Origin of the sequence: Microbacterium sp. Leaf203 (assembly GCF_001421275.1) — a bacterium.
Classification (GTDB): Bacteria; Actinomycetota; Actinomycetes; order Actinomycetales; family Microbacteriaceae; genus Microbacterium; species Microbacterium testaceum_A.
Window position 1 is genome coordinate 429019 of sequence record NZ_LMKF01000031.1, and the last position, 15904, is coordinate 444922.

Genomic DNA, 15904 nt, shown 5'->3' on the forward strand with positions numbered 1-15904 from the left:
TGGCCGTTCACGCGTCGATGTCGTCGACGCCCGGCATCCACGAGATGCCCGGCTTGCCCCACTTGCGCTTCTTCGTAATCTTGGCCGCCACCCGGCTGTCCTCCTCGTCGAGGCGATCCACATACAGGATGCCGTCGAGGTGATCGAACTCGTGCTGGAGGATGCGCGCACGCCAGCCTGTCACCTCGATGCGGACCGCGTGACCGTCGAGATCCGTGCCGGTGAGCAGCGCCGCCTCCGACCGCCGCAGCGGGAAGCGTTCTCCGGGGAACGAGAGGCATCCCTCGCTCTCTTCGTCGGGGTCGGGGTAGCCGGGCTCCATCGGACGGATCCACAAGTCGGGGTTGATCACCACGCCCCGCCAGGGCCGACCCTCGTCGTCCTCGTACGTGTAGGTGAAGATGCGCAGGCCCACTCCCACCTGCGGGGCGGCGAGACCCACGCCGGGGGCGGTGTCCATCGTCTCGAACATGTCGGCGACGAGCGTGCGCACCTCATCGGTGATCTCGTCGACACGGGCAGCGGGAGCGTGCAGCACGGGATCACCCATGATGCGAATCGGGAGTACGGCCACGTCACCAGCCTAACCAGCGGACGGCGAGCTATCGTCGGAGGGTGATCCCGCTCGATGCCACCCTCAGCGACGGAATCGACCAACTCGTCGGTGTCTTCCGCGATCCCCGTATCCTCCTCGGCATCCCGCTGGCCCTCCTCGGGGCGGTGTTCATGTCATTCGGCGCGCAGTACCAGCACCGCGGAGTGCAGAAGGTCGAGCGCCTCTCGGGCAAGACCACCGGTGGCCTCTCGCGCAAGCAGCTCACGTCTCTGCTGACACGCCCCTCGTGGGTCGCGGGCACCGTCATGCTCGGACTGGCGATCGTGTGCCAGCTCTCGGCGCTGTCGGTCGCGCCGCTCATCCTCGTTCAGCCTCTCGGCGCGATCGCGCTCGTAATCACGACGGTGTTGAACGCCCGCGTCTCGGGGCAAAAACCGACGCGGCAATCCCTGATCGCGATCGCCCTGTGCGTGGGCGGCATCTTCATCTTCGTGACGATCGCCGCGTTCTTCGCCACCGAGCACGTGGTCACCGAGCGCGAACTGTGGATCATCCTCGGCATCCTCGCCGTCGTGGTCATCGTCTTCGGCGTGTTCTGGGTGCTCGTGCGTCGCCGGGCGCAGGCACTCTTCTACATCATGGCCGCGGGGGTGATCTACGGCTTCGTCGCGACCCTCGCGAAGGTCGTCATCAGCCGCGCGCAGGCCGGCAACTTCGAGTGGCTGACGATGCTGTGCCTCGTCGCTCTGCTGGCCGCGGTGGCCGTGGGCGCGTACTTCGTGCAGACCGCGTACTCGGTCGGCCCGCCCGACCTCGTCATCGCGGGGCTCACCGTCATCGACCCGATCGTCGCGGTGTTGATCGGTCTTCTCGTCCTCGGCGAGGCGTCGACGGCCCCCGCGTGGGCGCTCATCGGGTTCGTCATCGCGGGCGCGATCGCCACCTGGGGCGTGATCCAGCTGACCAAGCATCACCCTCAGGTCACCGCGGACGGAAAGCCGGCGAAGCCTCGGGTGAAGTAGGCCGTTAGAGGGGACGTGGCGTGCCCGGAGCTGTACTGCTGGTCGGTATCGGAGTGGCGCTCGTCACACGAAATGACGCGGAACCAGAACGGTCACCATTCCCTGATGTCTCGCAGATCGGACTGCAGGAGCCCGAGCGACTTGCCCTGCACAGCGTCTTCCAAACCAAGCTCGCGTGCGGCAGAGGCGAGTGACACGTCCTGACCTTCCGGGTCCTTTGTGAAGGGATCCATGGATCCTAAGCGCATGTCTTCTGTGCCGCGAGCGATGTTTTCGAGGATCGGCCGCAACGTCTCCGCAGACACGTCCCCCCACTCGTCATCCGATTCATCCAGGGTGACGCGCAGGGCCATCGTGCTCGAGATCGATCCTGTGTAGTCCGCAGTGGCCTCGCGAACACCGAAATTGCCCGACTCAAGTTCCGCCGCCAACTGGTCCGCACGCTCCTGCCCGGTGGGTCCGAACCCGACACAACCGGCGATCAAGATGGTGCATGTAGCGACCAGCACCATGAGAGTGGTCGCGCGCACGGTGTTTCGCATCGTTCTCCTCATCTCTCAAGGTAGTCGCCGCTCTGCCGGCATTCAGCGGGTCATTCCGCGGCGAACGCGCCGAGCTCAGCCTTCGAGAGCGAGAGGGATCCATCCGAGCCTGTTTCACTCAGCCCTAGCTGCCGTGCAGCCTCCGCCGTACTCACATCAGCGCCGTTGCCGTCCTGTGTGTAGAGAATCGCGTAACCGACGTTCGTGCCCGTCGCTTCGCGGCCCACGACCCGCAGAATGCCTTCCAGACCATCAGCGGAGACCGCGGGACCGCTCTCGAGGACGTCGGCCTCCAAGATCACCGTCACGATGAGACTCCCACTGAACGAGGCGGGAGCAGTGGCTTCCGCCCGTGTAACCCTCAACCCACCTTCCTCGAGCGAAGCCTCAAGGTGCGAGGCCCGTTCTTTGAGCGACGGACCGAAGCCGAAGCAACCCGAGAGGCCAGCGATCATCGCCACCGCGATCACGGCGACGGCAATGCATCTGCGTGTGCTCGCGACAGTTCTCGTGTCGGGTAGGGGAGGAAACCTCATCGCAGCTCCACTCGTTCGAAAAGGGCCAATCCCCGGGTCTGCAACGTCATCAGGCGGACGCCGCCAACGGAGAGCCTGCCTCGCTTTCGGTGGCGCTCCGCAGCCACTCACACAAAACGGCGAGCGATGGACTCGTACTCGCATCACTGTTTCGCCAGAGACTCGAGTCGTTCGCCGGTGAGAGAGAGTGACCGGCCGTTGACGGCTTCAGCGATGCCGAGGTCCTCCGCCGCCGTTTTTAGCGAGATCCGGATTCCCCCTTCTTCCTTCGCGTAGAAACCGACTCCGCCGACTCCCATTTCTTCTGCGCTTCGGGCGACAACGCCCAGGATCGGGCCGAGAGTCTTGGCCGACACCGAGTAGCCGGGCTTCAGCACGTCTGGTTCCAGGATCACCGACACGGTGAGGTCGCCCGAGAACGACGACAGGTAAATGGCTTCCGCGCTGTGCACGCCGAGCCCTCCGTTTTCGAGCTGCCTCGCAAGGTCATCGGCGCGCTCTTGCCCGGTCGGTCCACCTATGGAGCAACCGCCGAGCGCGGTGGCAAGGACGAGGCTCGACACGGCTAGCACTGCTCCGCGTTTTCGAACGTTCATCGTGACCCCATCGCCCGACGGACTGCCGCGTTACGCTTGAGCGAGGTAGGACTGGTCACTACTCCCGGCACACGTTCGAATTGCATCGAACCCGTGACGAAAGGAGTCGGAACGTCTTCGGTCACTTCCCGGCGTAAGAGGTCCATTGCTCCGCTACAAGCGTCAGCGAATCGCCATTGAGGGACTTCTCAAGCCCTAGCTCGGTCGCGGCATCTCGGAACGACAGGTCTTTCCCAAATTCGTCATCCGCGTAGAGATACAGACTTGTCACTTTCATGTCTGTAGCGTTGTCTGCCGTGAGCGCAAGGAGGCGTGTCAGGGTCGCGGCGGCGACCTCGCGGCCGCCCGGCTCCAAACCATCGGAGGAGAGCTTCACTGTGACGGTCAACCCGCCCGCGGCAGAGGGAGTCGTAACCACTCTCGCGCCCACGACACCGCTGCCCGCGGATTCGAGCGCCGCTGTCAGCCGCGCGTCCTTGTCGCCGGCACTGGGCCCGCCTAAGCAGGCGGTCAGCCCGAGCAAGAGCGCAACAGCCAGGACCGACAGTCCTGCACGAAGAGGACGGATCACTTTCTGGAAAGCGTCTCGAGGCGCTCGGGAGTGAGGAGGAGTGCACTTCCGTCGAGGGCCTCAGCGATGCCGAGGTCCTCCGTCGCCCGCACCATCGAGACGTCTATTCCTTGCTCATCTTCCGCGTAAAAAACAACTCCGCCCACATTCATCTCTTCGGCGCTTCGCGAAACGATTCCCAAGACCGGACCGAGAGCCTCCGCTGTGACCGTGTAGCCAGGCTGCACGACGTCGGGACTGAGAACAACCGTCACGGAAAGATCGCCCGAGAAAGAGGATTGAAAGATTGCCTTCGCGCTGCGCACGCCGAGCCCCGAATTCTCCAGCTGATTCGCGAGCTCATCGGCACGATCTTGCCCCGTTGGTCCACCTATCGCACAACCGCCGAGTGCCGCAGCGAGGAGAAGGCCCGCTACCGCCAGCCCGGCGGCACGCATGAAGGTACCCATCATGATCCCAACGCCCGCGCAGCTGCCAGGTCACAGTTGTCATACACATCAGCAAGCTTGATGAGCGTGTCTGCATTTCGGCGTAACCGATTGATACGACGAGTGGCCTCAGCCGAGGCTTCTTGACTTGACGTGATCGCGGCAACAGAAGCTTCTCCATCTGTGGTTGCTCGAAGCGACGCGATAGCTCTCTCGAGATCAGCCACAGTGCCATCCAATTCTGTCGCCTGCGCTTTTAATCGCATGGCTTGATCGGTAAGGTCCCCGACGCGGACGTCCAATCTCGGCGTCATCGTGCGCCTCTGTTTTCGTGAGTGGTGTGCAATTGCACGACGAATGGTGACGATTCCCCAAGCACCGGCGCGGCTATGAGCGCGGCCTCCTCACGGGCTTTTTCTTGCGCTTGTGCAATGGTGCGAACTAGGAGCGACTCGAAACCCGCGCTTAACTCTATTTCTCGAGCGAATGCAATTTCGAGCACAGCCCCGTCAGCCGACGCGGTGACCTCACATTCGCCCCTTGCGCTCCTAACGGACACGCGCACCCGCCTGATGTCGTCGATACGTGCTTCGAGAGATGCTCTTGCAGAACGGGAGCCCTCCACCTGTGCGTCTATCCTCGCGAGCGCGGCCTCGACCCGCCCTTCTAAATCCTGATTCATCGTCACTCTCCCGTTCTCGCCACGTAAACGTCCTCAACGCTCCCGTCGAGGAAACTCCAGTCATTCTTGAACTGACCGCCATCACGGACATAGCCCGAAAAGTCACTTTCGTACGTGACTGCACTGTGGGTTTTGGTCGGGTCCAGTGAACCGCCCGGATTGGGCAGCTGGATCCAATCCTTGTTCGGCGGCACCTCGCCTGGGCCAGTCGCAAGCGGGCCGCGCGGACCGCCGTACATTCGAGGCTGTCTTACTTCAGGCGTTCGTCCGTCCAACATCGGCACAGGGTCCGAGGCGTGCTCCACCTGCAAGACGGGAATGTGGTCCGGGATGTCAAACCCATCGACGGGAGCACCATTGGTTACAACGCCGACCGTGTTATAGGGCAAGCTACTGTCCGCAGCGAGGTTGCCAGCCATGATCCCACCTTGGCTGAAACCGGACCACACGACATCTGACCCAGGCGCGACTCCAGCATCTTCCAATGCTTGCTTCACCGCTCGCTCGTACTGAGTTCGCAACACGGGGTTGTCCATCAGCATCAGCGCAATGTTGCTGTCAAGATCATTGAGAGGCGGTGCATCGCGGTAGGTGTCCGCGAAGTCCTTCCCCATGAAGCCTTTGAGGGCCCCCCAGTCCTGGGTGGAGGGAAGATTAACGAGCGTATAAGTTGAGCCGTCCGGTCGACGGACGGTGCTGACACTAATCGCTGTCTGAGAATCACCGCTTATGGCATCGATGATGCGATTACGCTTGATGAGGTCGGCTGGCGAAGCGATTTCCCCGCTCTCCATGAGCTCGTCGTAAGCGGACGAATTCGCTGCCTTACTCGGGTCAAGTTCGCTGACTCGTGGATCGGCTCGCAGGAGGTCAGCAACGCCTCCCGCCAGCATGTAACCGAATGGTCCGCCACCGAGCGCATTAGCGATCCCGGGGAGCATTCGGGCCATGAGGTCCACCAGGACCTCGACTCCGCGCTCAACAATGGGCGCGAGTTCCGCGAGGAGCCCGGCGAGCTGCCCGAGCGCCGTGAGGAGCTGTTCGATCAGGTCCCGCGCCAAGACGATGATGTCCCACGCCGCGTCCGCGAACTCGCGGATGGCGTCGAGCTTGTCGAATGGGTTCAGGGTGAAGCTGGTCAGCGAGTCCGCCAAACGCGCCAGGGCGTTCAGCAGGCCGCAGATCGCGTCGCGGCAGGCGGTGACGAGAGTCGACGCGAGGGCCAGCGCAGACGAGGCGGCACCCGCCCAGTCCTGCACGTCCGTCAACACCCGCGAGACGTCTTCGTACCGCTGGCGCAGGGCGCGCACCGTTCGGCCATCGAGGTCGTCGAGAGCCCGCGCGGCGGACGCGAGGTCGAGCGTCAACTCCGACACCGACGACTCGACCGTGCGCCATTCCGACGACCGCATCGCGACGGCGCCCGGGTCGCCCTGCAACTCGTCCATCCACTGGGGCAGCGGCTGCACGTAGGTGATCAACCAGCCGACGAACCCGGGGATGCCATCGCAACCCCCGCCCGAAGATCGAGATGCGCCCGCAGCCCACGACTCGCTGCGCAACTGGGCAGCGACGGCGGCAGCGCCGCTCACGACTCGAACTCCTGCATGACCGCGACGGCCTGCTCTTCGACGTCGTCGAAGGACTCGCGCGCGACCTGGACGCCCTTCTGCATCGTGGCGACGAGTTCACGCGCGCTCGACAGCAGTTGCGCGGTGTTGCTCGCGAGTCCGTTCGCGGCTCCCACGACGATTCCCGACGCCAGGACGCCGAACGCCGATCCGGGAAGTGGTGCGCCGGCGGCGGCAGCCGCGGCATCCAGGGAATCGCTCACGCGTCCCAGTGTCGACGCCTGTTCCGCCAGGACGTCGGTGTCCATGATGATGTGCGTTCTTCCCGCCACGTGGCCCCCGCTCGTGTCAGCTTTTCCAACACCATAGCGAAAGCCTTCGCGGCCACGCACGGCCCCCTACGGATTGTGGATAACCGGATGCCGGTAGGCTCGATGTCGCTGGGGGCGGTGGCCAAGCTGGTGAAGGCAGCGGGCTCATAACCCGACGATCGTGGGTTCAAGTCCCACCCGCCCTACGACAGACAGGCACTCGGCCCCGCCGTGCTCGCGCACGTCGGGCTCGCGCAGCCCCCACCGCCCGAGCAGGACCGGCGGAACGAGCGGGAGGGCCGTTCAACGCTCCCGTAGCTTCGCGGCCGGATCAGCCGGTGCTCATCGCGGATTCGTAGACCGCGATGATCGGGTCGACCCGTTGCTCGATCTGAGCGCGTCCCCGGATCATGGCCGCGCTTGCCGCCGTGATCAGGTGGGGTTCCCGCCGGATTTTGGCCACGAGAGCGCTGATCCCCGCGGCATCCGGCGTATCGGCGAGAAAGCCACCGCCCGGCGGTTCGACCTCGCCGAGATCCGGGTCGCAGAAGAGCACGGGAAGACCGGATGCCGCTGCCTCGAGCATCACCATGGGCTGGTTGTCGAAGTCGTACGAGCTCGACACCAGCAGGTGGCTCGCCCGCATCGCATCGAGCACCTCCTGCTGGGACACCGGCCCGTCGTCGGTGCCGTTCATGCTGGTGACCAGTCTCGACGAGGGGCGGATCAGCCTCGGAGACACCGTCGTCCTGTGTGGCACCGCCGCGGGCTTGACCGCGAACGCCCTCGCGCTCAGGCTCTAGCGAGCCACGCTGGCAATGTGCATCGGAGGGATGCCGCGGCCCCACCGTCGAAGCCGGGTCCCGTCGAGGCGGTGTCGCGGCTGGCCCTCCGCGCGTGGAGCGTCTTCACCCACGGATGAGGCGGCCTCGCCGGTCGGGCAGCGGGCTCGAAACTTGACGACCGTGGGTTCACCTCCCACCCGCTCTCCGCGAGACCCCCGACCGGCTTCGACTGGTCGGGGGTCCTCTGCATGCGGCGGGCCAGCTCAGCCGGCGATCGGCGTCCGGATGAACAGGAACTGCGAGAAGAACAGGGTCGCCGTCGCGAGGATGACTCCGATTGCGAGGTAGCCGAGGACGAGTCCGATGATCGCCATCACGCGACCGACTCCGTAACGCTGGGCGGCGCGCAGTCCGAAGTGCCCGAGAATGATCGTCGCCACGGCGAGAGGGAACGCGGCGAACACGGCGACGAAGCCGATGAACGGCAGCGGTACGAAGGCCGAGTTGAAGAGTGCGATCGGTCCCACGATCACCGAGGCGATCGCTGTGCCGTTGGTGGTCGGGTCCGCCCGCGGCGGCGACGGCGGAGCGAACGGCGGCTGGTGCGGCGGCACGGCGGGCATCGTCATGCCCCCGACCCTAGTGGCACGACGCTTCCCCGAAAGCCCACCGGATGCCGATGTCGGAGGTGCCGTCTACGGTCGCTGGCGTGGCGGAGAGAGTGCAGGCATGGTGGGCCCGGCGACAGTGGTCGAAGGGGCGGGAGGTGCCCTACGCCGTCGGCGCGTACCGAGACTCGTGGGCCGCCTTTCCGGCGCTCATCCGTCAGTACCACCCCGATCTGAACGCGGGGATCGCACTCAGTCAGGTGCCGCCGGCCGCTGACGTCTTCCTGCTCTGGCAATGCGATTCAGGTCACCGTTTCGCGGCCACGCCCGAAGAGCAGCGACAGTGCCCCGGGAGGGAGCGCCGGCGCAGCGCCTGGTGCCCGGAGTGCAGCGAGCAGGCCAACCCGACACGCGCGATCGCTCTGCCCATGCGCGAATCGGTCTCGGCGCCGCCCGTCGCCGGGAACGCGGTACTTCGGCCCCGCCGAGGTGCCACACGCGCCCCGATCTGCCAGAAGACCCCAGACGTTCCCGTCGGCACGGCCTTCCTCTCACCGTGCGCGCCGCAGCCCGCCTCGGCCGTGGAGGATCGCGTTCGCGCCGACCTGCGGCAACGCCTCCTGCTGAGCGACGGATCCAACGCCATTCGGATTGCCAAACCGTTCTTCCACCATCTCGAGGTGTGGCCCGACATCGTGTTTCCCGAGCTGCGCATCGCCCTCGAATACGACTCGATCGGCCGTCACGGCCTCGAACACGTGGGAAAGCGTGAGGCGGCCGACCGCCGGAAGGACAGGGCTCTGCGCACAGCCGGATGGGAAGTGGTGCGGTTGCGAACCGGGAAGCTCGAACCTCTCGGCCCGCACGACCTCCAGCTCGCGGCCTGGAATCCGGCCGCACTGGACCGGCTGGTCGAGGCATTCCGCGGCATCCGGGGATCTCTGCTCGTGGACTCGTACCTGCGATGAGCCGCGCGCCTGGCGCCGGCTCCTTCTCGGAAGCCGACGACAAACGGGGCGCGATCCATGCACCGGGTCCATCGAAAAGCGACCCCGTGCACGGTCCGCGCCCCGGAACAACCTCCGAGATCGACGCCGCGCGGCTACGAGCCGTGCGCCTCCTCCGACACGGGCTGCCACTCGCGCCACGTTTGCAAGCGCGACTCGTAGTCGCGCTCGGCGATGCCGAGGGGCGCCTTGCCGAAGAAGATGCGCAACGGCGGGGTCGCGGCATCCACCACCTTCAAGATCGCCGCGCGAGTGGCTTCAGGCTTGCCGGGGTCGGCGGCGGAGGGGCGCTTCGCCGCCTGCTCGCGCACGTCGGCGTAGGCCTCGATCTCGTCGCTGCGCTGCGCCGAAGGGCCCGACCAATCGGTCGAGTACCCGCCGGGCTCGATGAGAGTGACGTGGATGCCGAACCCGGCGACCTCCTGCGCGAGCGACTGCGACAGGCCCTCCAGGGCCCACTTCGACGCGTGGTAGGCACCGACCGTGGGGAAGGCGCTGATCCCGCCGATGCTCGACACCTGGATGATGTGGCCCGAGCCCTGCGCGCGCAGGATCGGAAGAGCTGCCTGCGTCACCCAGAGCGCCCCGAAGAAGTTGGTCTCGAGCTGAGCGCGGACCTCGTCCTCAGTGAGTTCTTCGACCATGCCGAAATGCCCGTAGCCGGCGTTGTTGACGACCACATCGAGTCGTCCGAACTTCTCGTGCGCCTTCGCGACGGCGTTGAAGTCGGCCGAGCGATCGGTCACGTCGAGGCTGAGGGGAAGAAATGTGTCGGGGTAGTTCTCGACGAGCTCCGAGACGTCGTCGATGTTGCGGGCTGTGCCGGCGACGTTGTCGCCGCGTTCGAGGGCCGCCTCGGCCCACTCGCGGCCGAAGCCCTTCGACGCGCCGGTGATGAACCAGGTCTTGCTCATGGGTGTCCTCCGAAGAGATGTGGGGGTGAACGCGAGCGACGGTACGCCGCGCTCCTTGGCCCGTTCGATGGCTTGACACTCGAACCCGCCGCGCGACTGCTCACCCGTGACGAACGCCTGCCGCATCGAGGCACGCTCGCGAGGAGCGCTCCCGAACGCGGCAGGCGTTCATCGCGAGATCAGGTCAGGCGGCAGACCCACCCTGTGCCGCGGCCAGCTCGCCCGGGCCCGGCAGAATCTCGCGCAGCAGGTCGTCGAGAGTCACGACACCGAGCAACTGCTCGCCCGCCACCACGGTGGCCAACTGCACGCGTCCGCGACGCATGCGAGCGAGCGCGTCGTAGGCCGAGGCACTCGGCTCGAGCACGAGCGGTTCGCGCGCGATCTCGAGCGCCGGGGTGTCGGGGTCGACGGTCAACGTGTCACGCACGTGGGCAACGCGAGAGTCCGCGCCCGAGCCCACGAGGATGCGCAGGTGCGTCGACGAGGCGGCGACAGCCTGGATCTCGGCGACCGTGGCATCCCTCGGCACAGACGTCGGGGAACGATCCGTTCGCACGATGTCTCCCACCGTGAGCGTGCCCAGGGCGATCGCCTGAGCGATCGGCTCCGAGTACTGCTTCTCGAGCGTGCCCGCCTGGCGCGAATGCGCGACGAGCTCGCGGATCGTGTCGGCGTCTTGCCCGCCGGCCGCGGCCTTTTCGACGGGCTCGACACCCGACGCCTTCACGAGGCGGTTCGCGATGTGGTTGATCCACAGCAGGAACGGTCGCAGCGGCCAGGTGAGGGCGCGAGCCAGGATGCCGGTGGCCTTCGCCGCTGTCTCGGGGTGAGCGATCGCCCAGGACTTCGGGGCCATCTCGCCGATCACGAGGTGCAGGAACGTCACCACGATCAGGGCGAGCATGAACGCGATGATGTCGGCGAGCACGTAGGGCAGACCCCACGCCTCGAACACGGGAGCCAGCGCGTAGTCGATCGCGGGCTTGGTGATGGCGCCGAGCAGGAAGGTGCACGCGGTGATGCCGAGCTGGGCGAACGCGAGCATGACGGTGAGCTCGTTCACACCGCGCAGGGCCGCACGCGCCGAGGCACTCGTGGCGGCCTGTTCCTCGAGCCGGTGGCGGCGCGCGGCGAGCAGAGCGAACTCCACGATGACGAAGAACGCGCTCGCGATGATGAGCGCCGTGGTGATCAGGGCGACGGTCCAGCCGTTCATCGGGCCACCTCCTCGTCGATCGTCGAGACTCCGTCGGCAGGCTCGGCATCCCGGTCCACCTCGTTCAGGTGCACGGCCAGCTGGGACGGCACGTGTCGATCGACCTCGACGACCTCGATGGCGAGCCAGCGCTCGATGTCGAGGCCCTGCACGGTCTCGGACGCACGCTCGGGAAGGTCGACGCGCACGACACTGCCGATGGCGGGCAGGTCACCGTGGGTCTCGATGACGAGACCCGCGACGGTTTCGACGTCGCTCTCGGCGAGGTCGTACCCGATCAGGCGCTCGAGCTCGTCGAGGTGCAGATCGCCGGGCACCGTCCAGGCGTCGTCTCCGTCCGCAGAGACCTCGGCAACCTCCACGTCGTGCTCGTCGGACAGCTCGCCGATGACCTCCTCGGTCAGGTCTTCGATCGTCAGGATGCCGTCGAAGTTGCCGTACTCGTCGACCACGCACGCGAGCTCGTTGCGCGAGCGACGCATGCGGTCGAGGGCGACAGGCAGGAGCATCGAGGTCGGGATGACGACGGCGGCGCGCATGACGGATGCGACGGGCGCATCGTCCGCGGGCCGCTCGCGCAGCACGTCGATCAGTTCGACGACACCGACGGGGGAGTCCTCGTCACCGATCACGGGGTAGCGGGTATGGCCGGTGGCCATGAGCGCGCGGACCTCGCCGACCGTCGTGTCCGGGGTGACCGAGTCGATCTGCGACCGGGGGATCATCGCGTGTTCCACATCGCGCTGCGGGAAGTCCAGGATGCGGTCGATGATCATCGACAGATCGTCGGGGAGGTCTCCGCTCACGCGCGACTCCTCGATGATCGCCTCGAGGTCTCGCGCGGTGGCGCTTTCGTCGACGTCCTCGAGGGGCTCGATCCGCAGCAGTCGCAACAACGCGTTCGCCGCCACGTCGAACACGGTGATGAGCCACCCGAACAGCAGCAGGTAGATCCGTGTCGGAACAGCGAGAGCACGGGCGAGGGGCTCGGGACTCGCGATCGCGAGATTCTTCGGGTACAGCTCGCCGAAGATCATCGTGACGATGGTCGCCAGCAGCAACGCGCCGATGGTGCCGATCAGCACCGAGACGGTCGGGTCGATGCCGACGCCGCCGAGGAGGGTCCCCAGCGACTCACCGATCAGCGGTTCGGCGACGTATCCGATCAGGAGGCCCGTCACGGTGATTCCCAGTTGGGCGCCCGACAGCATGAACGACGTCCGCTTGGTGATCGCCAGCACCCGCTTGGCCTGCGCGTCGCCCTTCTCGGCCTTCGCCGCCATGCGCGAGCGATCAACCGACATGTAGGCGAACTCCTGCGCGACGAAGAATCCGCAGGCCGCGATGATCGCCAGAGTCACGATGATCCCCAACAGCAGTGTCAGGGCCGCAGCCAGCATCAGATCTCACCCCCTCTCGAGAAGAGGGGGCTCGAAGATCGGCCCTCCTGGTCGGTGGAGGTGCGGTGATGGCTCACGGGTTTTCTCTCTCGTGGGTCGGTGATCACTGATCCCCTCGACTGTATCCCGCACGATTCCGCCCAGGCTGGGGATTCACCCCGACCGTGCGCTCACCCCGGTTGCGTGATCTTCTGATCGGTGTTCGTGTACACGATCGAGTCGGCCGTGGTGCCGACCAGGCCGAGGGTCACGCGCGCGAGCCCCGGTGCGATCCCGTCGGCCGGTGGGGGGGTGTCGGCCCCGAGGGTGAGGGTCTTGCCGTCGGCGGTGGTCGCCGACAGCGAGTTCAGGTAGACCGAGACGTGCCCAGACAGCGTCATGCGGTCGGCTGTCGTGACGAGGGCGGGACCCGTCGCCCGCCGCACGGTGAGGGCGAACCCGTCGATGGTGATCTCATCGGCCGTCATCTTCAGCACGGTGATGCGCGTGCCGTCGGCGAGCGGCACGGTGGCCACGCTGACGAGAGGGATCCCCCGGAACGACAGGGACTGGGCGCCCAACTGGGCCGACGGTTGCGTGAAGACCGGTGAGTTCTCATCGACCACGGCGGCCTGCGCAGGCGGGGTGGTGGAGTCCTGCGGAGGCGGGGTGGGCGCCGGCGACGTCGGGGTGGCGGGCGTCGGATCCGGCGCCGGGACCACCGGGACGCCCGGCAGCGTCGGCAGAACGGATCCCGCCGTGGGTGTGGGGCTGGGCGTGGGCGACGGAGACGGGTCGCTGCACGGGAGCAGGATCGGGATGCATAGGCGCGCCGGCCGCGTGCCGTCGTCCGCCCACGCGGCTCCGGCGCCTGTCGCACCGCCCAGCAGGAGCATCGCTGCCGTCAGAGCGGCCGCTGCTCGCGCGCGCTTCATCGCCCGGCTCCCGTGATCGCGCTCTCCGCCTCCTCGGCCGTCGGCGCCGGGTCGTCCTGCGACCGGGGCGGCGCCCACGACACCGCGATGATGCCACCCACCGTGCTCAACAGCATCCCGAGCAGGAAACCTCCGAGGTTCACCCCGACGAGCGAATAGACGGCCACGGCGAGGGCGATGACCCCGTAGAAGATCCGGTGCGCGGGCATCGAGATGAGCAGGATGCCGAGGAGCACCAGGACGAGGGGGATCACCGTCGCCTGGAGGCCTTCGATTCCGAGCTGGATGTGCAGCTGACCGATGTCGAGTTGGCCCGAGAAGAACATCTCGATGCCGCCGAGAGCGACGAGCAGTCCGCCCACGAGGGGGCGATGGCGGCGCCATGCGCGAAAGCGCGCCCGCGCGGTGAGGTCGGGGGAGGTCATGGCGGCGCCGATCAGAAGCACGTCTTCGAGCCGTCGGTCAGCTCGAGCTTCATGCCGGTGAGAGTGAAGACCGACGCCTGCGTGCTCCACGCGGTCTGCTTGAGGTTCGCGATCGAGATGGTGTCGGCATCCTGAGCGAAGTCGCCCGCGGTGCCCTTCGCGGACGTGTTGACGGTCGAGGCGTCCACGCCGATGCGGATGTTGCCGAACGAGGAATCGCCCTGCAGGCCCGTCATGCCGATCTGCAGGTCGGAGGCCGACGCGGGGGAGCCCCCGCCGCCCGCGGTGATGAGGACGCCGACCTTGCCGAGCGGGGTCTCGCTGACGACCGATTGGCAGAGGTCGGCGAGCGTCGCCGACGCGATGTTCGCGATGGCGACGTTGTGCTCCCCGCCGGCGGTGTCGTTGGTGACGCCGGCGTACTGCGAGAAGCCGGTGCCCTCGAGCTGCGAAGCACTGATCTGGAATTGGCTGCCCGAGACGGAGAACGACACGGGCACGGCGCCCTGGGCGACACCGGTGAGAAGAAGGCTCGCCACGGCGGCGACGGGGACGGTGGTGAGGGCCACACGGCCGGTACGGGAGCGGGTCAGGTCACGGAACTTCATCGATCCTCCTGCGGAAGCGGGCCCGGCGACGGCGCCGAGCGACCTCAGGCTACGCCTCATTGACAGAGTGTCAATAGATCGCCGGCGCATCGCTTCGTTAGAGTTTCCTCATGTCGAGCGACCGGCGAACGCGCCTCACTCCCGATCAGCGGCGCGCCCAGCTCGTCGCCTCGGGCGTGGCGTTCCTCGTCGAGAAGCCGCTCGACGACCTCACGATGGAGGTGCTGTCCGAGCGCGTCGGGGTCTCGCGGGGCCTGCTCTTCCACTACTTCGGATCACGTCAAGGACTCCATCGCGAGGTGGTGAGCACCGCCGCGGCGGCACTGCTCGCGGCATCCGTCCCGCGTGAGGATCTCGCTGCCCGGGAGCGGCTCGACGACACGCTGGCGCGCATCGTGAGCTTCGTCCGCGAGCACCGCGGCACGTTCTTCTCGCTCGTGCGCGGCGTCGCGTCGGGCGACACCGAGGTGCGGCACGAGGTGGATCGCGCGCGCGACGTGACCGCCGGATGGGTCACCGACGGGTTCCTCGAGCTCGGCGCCGAGGACTCGCCCCTGTTGCGCGTCGCGCTGCGTTCCTGGGTGAACTTCGCCGAAGAGGTTCTCGTCGAACTCGCCCTCGGCACCGAGATGCCCGCGGTCGACATCGTCTCGTTCCTCTCGCGCTCGGCCTTCGGCGTCGTCGACTCGGTCGGAGCGGATGCCGAGCAGACTCCCTGCACCTGAGCGCCCGTGCACGTCCTCCCGGAAACCGCCCCCGAGGCGGGGCCGGGTGGCACAATGGAGACGCCCCCATTGCTGCGCCCCAGCGCGGTCCCTACGAAACACGGTTCGATTCGTCGAGCCAGAAAAGGACCTGTGATGGGACGTCTCATCTATCGTGACCGCGCGTCGTTCGACATCGACGACCGCATCCTCGCCCACCTTCGCATCGTCGTGATGAACAAGCTCCGGCGCAACGAGGGCTTCATGCTGCAACTGCCCGTCAACGAAGGCGTGCGCCAGGCCAGCCTCTGGATCCATGCCTCGAACGCGCTGGTCCTGCAGTTCTACGGTGGCCGGGAGCCGGCGATCGACCGCGCCCTGGTCGACCAGATGATGCACGACGCCAGTGGCGCCGACGGGCTCACACTCACCGCCGCGGGAATCGCCCCGGCGACCACGGCGCCGCCGCGGCAGCCGGTGGGCGGTCGCTCGGCCTGAGAGCCGG

General features: G+C 66.8%; 22 protein-coding genes and 1 tRNA gene. 6 read left to right on the forward strand and 17 right to left on the reverse strand.

Translation table 11 applies throughout. The features are described from left to right. Positions 1-7: 7 nt before the first annotated feature. Positions 8-574, reverse strand: coding sequence for a peptide deformylase (gene def / locus ASE56_RS14805; RefSeq protein ID WP_082450727.1), 567 nt, complete (start codon positions 572-574; stop codon positions 8-10). Between the two features lie 41 nt (positions 575-615). Here def and ASE56_RS14810 point away from each other — a divergent pair, with 41 nt between their 5' ends. Further along, positions 616-1578, forward strand: a complete 963-nt coding sequence (locus ASE56_RS14810; RefSeq protein WP_174799693.1) for a DMT family transporter — start codon at positions 616-618, stop codon at positions 1576-1578. Between the two features lie 92 nt (positions 1579-1670). Here the strand turns inward: ASE56_RS14810 and ASE56_RS14815 are convergent, their stop codons facing one another. The 8 genes from ASE56_RS14815 to ASE56_RS14845 form a co-directional block, all read right to left on the reverse strand. Beyond that, positions 1671-2120 (reverse strand): hypothetical protein, encoded by a 450-nt coding sequence (locus tag ASE56_RS14815; protein ID WP_143017863.1) that lies wholly within the window; start codon positions 2118-2120, stop codon positions 1671-1673. A gap of 50 nt (positions 2121-2170) precedes the next feature. Continuing rightward, positions 2171-2656: a hypothetical protein gene (locus ASE56_RS14820; protein ID WP_074694996.1), complete on the reverse strand. Its 486-nt coding sequence runs from the start codon at positions 2654-2656 to the stop codon at positions 2171-2173. A 143-nt stretch (positions 2657-2799) separates the two neighbouring features. Further along, the gene (locus ASE56_RS14825) at positions 2800-3219 is read right to left on the reverse strand and encodes a hypothetical protein (protein WP_143017862.1); all 420 of its coding nucleotides are present in this window, start codon (positions 3217-3219) and stop codon (positions 2800-2802) included. A gap of 154 nt (positions 3220-3373) precedes the next feature. Continuing rightward, on the reverse strand, positions 3374-3823 hold the full coding sequence (locus ASE56_RS14830) for a hypothetical protein (RefSeq protein ID WP_056231352.1): 450 nt from the start codon (positions 3821-3823) through the stop codon (positions 3374-3376). Then, entirely contained in the window at positions 3820-4272 is a 453-nt protein-coding gene (locus ASE56_RS14835) for a hypothetical protein (protein WP_162234523.1), read from the reverse strand. The genes ASE56_RS14830 and ASE56_RS14835 overlap by 4 nt, the downstream gene beginning before the upstream one ends. Positions 4273-4561: 289 nt before the next feature. Continuing rightward, positions 4562-4933 carry a YbaB/EbfC family nucleoid-associated protein gene (locus ASE56_RS18080; protein WP_369111675.1) on the reverse strand — a complete coding sequence of 124 codons (372 nt, stop codon included), beginning with the start codon at positions 4931-4933 and terminating at the stop codon, positions 4562-4564. 2 nt (positions 4934-4935) lie between these two features. Then, positions 4936-6525: a hypothetical protein gene (locus ASE56_RS14840; RefSeq protein ID WP_056231359.1), complete on the reverse strand. Its 1590-nt coding sequence runs from the start codon at positions 6523-6525 to the stop codon at positions 4936-4938. After that, positions 6522-6767: a hypothetical protein gene (locus ASE56_RS14845; protein ID WP_156371755.1), complete on the reverse strand. Its 246-nt coding sequence runs from the start codon at positions 6765-6767 to the stop codon at positions 6522-6524. Before ASE56_RS14845 ends, ASE56_RS14840 begins: the two co-directional genes overlap by 4 nt. A gap of 180 nt (positions 6768-6947) precedes the next feature. Between ASE56_RS14845 and ASE56_RS14850 the strand changes: the two genes are divergently transcribed. Beyond that, positions 6948-7021: transfer RNA gene (locus tag ASE56_RS14850), tRNA-Ile, on the forward strand. A gap of 125 nt (positions 7022-7146) precedes the next feature. Here the strand turns inward: ASE56_RS14850 and ASE56_RS17260 are convergent. Continuing rightward, positions 7147-7512 carry a glycosyltransferase gene (locus ASE56_RS17260; RefSeq protein ID WP_056231369.1) on the reverse strand — a complete coding sequence of 122 codons (366 nt, stop codon included), beginning with the start codon at positions 7510-7512 and terminating at the stop codon, positions 7147-7149. On the opposite strand from ASE56_RS17260, the gene ASE56_RS18085 reads away from it, so the two are divergent. After that, positions 7511-7618 carry a hypothetical protein gene (locus tag ASE56_RS18085; RefSeq protein ID WP_369111595.1) on the forward strand — a complete coding sequence of 36 codons (108 nt, stop codon included), beginning with the start codon at positions 7511-7513 and terminating at the stop codon, positions 7616-7618. The genes ASE56_RS17260 and ASE56_RS18085 overlap by 2 nt on opposite strands. Positions 7619-7863: 245 nt before the next feature. Here the strand turns inward: ASE56_RS18085 and ASE56_RS14860 are convergent, their stop codons facing one another. After that, a complete protein-coding gene (locus ASE56_RS14860; RefSeq protein ID WP_056231373.1) occupies positions 7864-8229 on the reverse strand; it encodes a hypothetical protein in 366 nt (121 codons plus the stop codon). Between the two features lie 80 nt (positions 8230-8309). On the opposite strand from ASE56_RS14860, the gene ASE56_RS14865 reads away from it, so the two are divergent. Next, positions 8310-9176 carry a zinc-ribbon domain-containing protein gene (locus tag ASE56_RS14865; RefSeq protein WP_082450831.1) on the forward strand — a complete coding sequence of 289 codons (867 nt, stop codon included), beginning with the start codon at positions 8310-8312 and terminating at the stop codon, positions 9174-9176. Positions 9177-9310: 134 nt separating this feature from the next. Here ASE56_RS14865 and ASE56_RS14870 read toward each other — a convergent pair whose 3' ends face one another. The 6 genes from ASE56_RS14870 to ASE56_RS14895 all read right to left on the reverse strand — a co-directional run bounded on the left by ASE56_RS14870 (position 9311) and on the right by ASE56_RS14895 (position 14695). Next, positions 9311-10129, reverse strand: coding sequence for an SDR family oxidoreductase (locus tag ASE56_RS14870; protein ID WP_056231377.1), 819 nt, complete (start codon positions 10127-10129; stop codon positions 9311-9313). Positions 10130-10313: 184 nt separating this feature from the next. After that, entirely contained in the window at positions 10314-11348 is a 1035-nt protein-coding gene (locus ASE56_RS14875; protein WP_056231380.1) for a CNNM domain-containing protein, read from the reverse strand. Continuing rightward, positions 11345-12748 carry a hemolysin family protein gene (locus tag ASE56_RS14880; RefSeq protein ID WP_056231382.1) on the reverse strand — a complete coding sequence of 468 codons (1404 nt, stop codon included), beginning with the start codon at positions 12746-12748 and terminating at the stop codon, positions 11345-11347. The genes ASE56_RS14875 and ASE56_RS14880 overlap by 4 nt, the downstream gene beginning before the upstream one ends. A 170-nt stretch (positions 12749-12918) precedes the next feature. Continuing rightward, the gene (locus ASE56_RS14885; RefSeq protein WP_056231388.1) at positions 12919-13662 is read right to left on the reverse strand and encodes a hypothetical protein; all 744 of its coding nucleotides are present in this window, start codon (positions 13660-13662) and stop codon (positions 12919-12921) included. After that, on the reverse strand, positions 13659-14087 hold the full coding sequence (locus ASE56_RS14890) for a DUF6114 domain-containing protein (protein ID WP_235557012.1): 429 nt from the start codon (positions 14085-14087) through the stop codon (positions 13659-13661). Before ASE56_RS14890 ends, ASE56_RS14885 begins: the two co-directional genes overlap by 4 nt. Positions 14088-14098: 11 nt before the next feature. Further along, the gene (locus ASE56_RS14895) at positions 14099-14695 is read right to left on the reverse strand and encodes a DUF6230 family protein (protein ID WP_056231393.1); all 597 of its coding nucleotides are present in this window, start codon (positions 14693-14695) and stop codon (positions 14099-14101) included. A 110-nt stretch (positions 14696-14805) separates the two neighbouring features. Between ASE56_RS14895 and ASE56_RS14900 the strand changes: the two genes are divergently transcribed. Both ASE56_RS14900 and ASE56_RS14905 read left to right on the forward strand, forming a co-directional pair. Beyond that, positions 14806-15420 carry a TetR/AcrR family transcriptional regulator gene (locus ASE56_RS14900; RefSeq protein ID WP_056231396.1) on the forward strand — a complete coding sequence of 205 codons (615 nt, stop codon included), beginning with the start codon at positions 14806-14808 and terminating at the stop codon, positions 15418-15420. 135 nt (positions 15421-15555) lie between these two features. After that, on the forward strand, positions 15556-15897 hold the full coding sequence (locus ASE56_RS14905; RefSeq protein WP_074694980.1) for a hypothetical protein: 342 nt from the start codon (positions 15556-15558) through the stop codon (positions 15895-15897). Positions 15898-15904 lie beyond the last annotated feature (7 nt).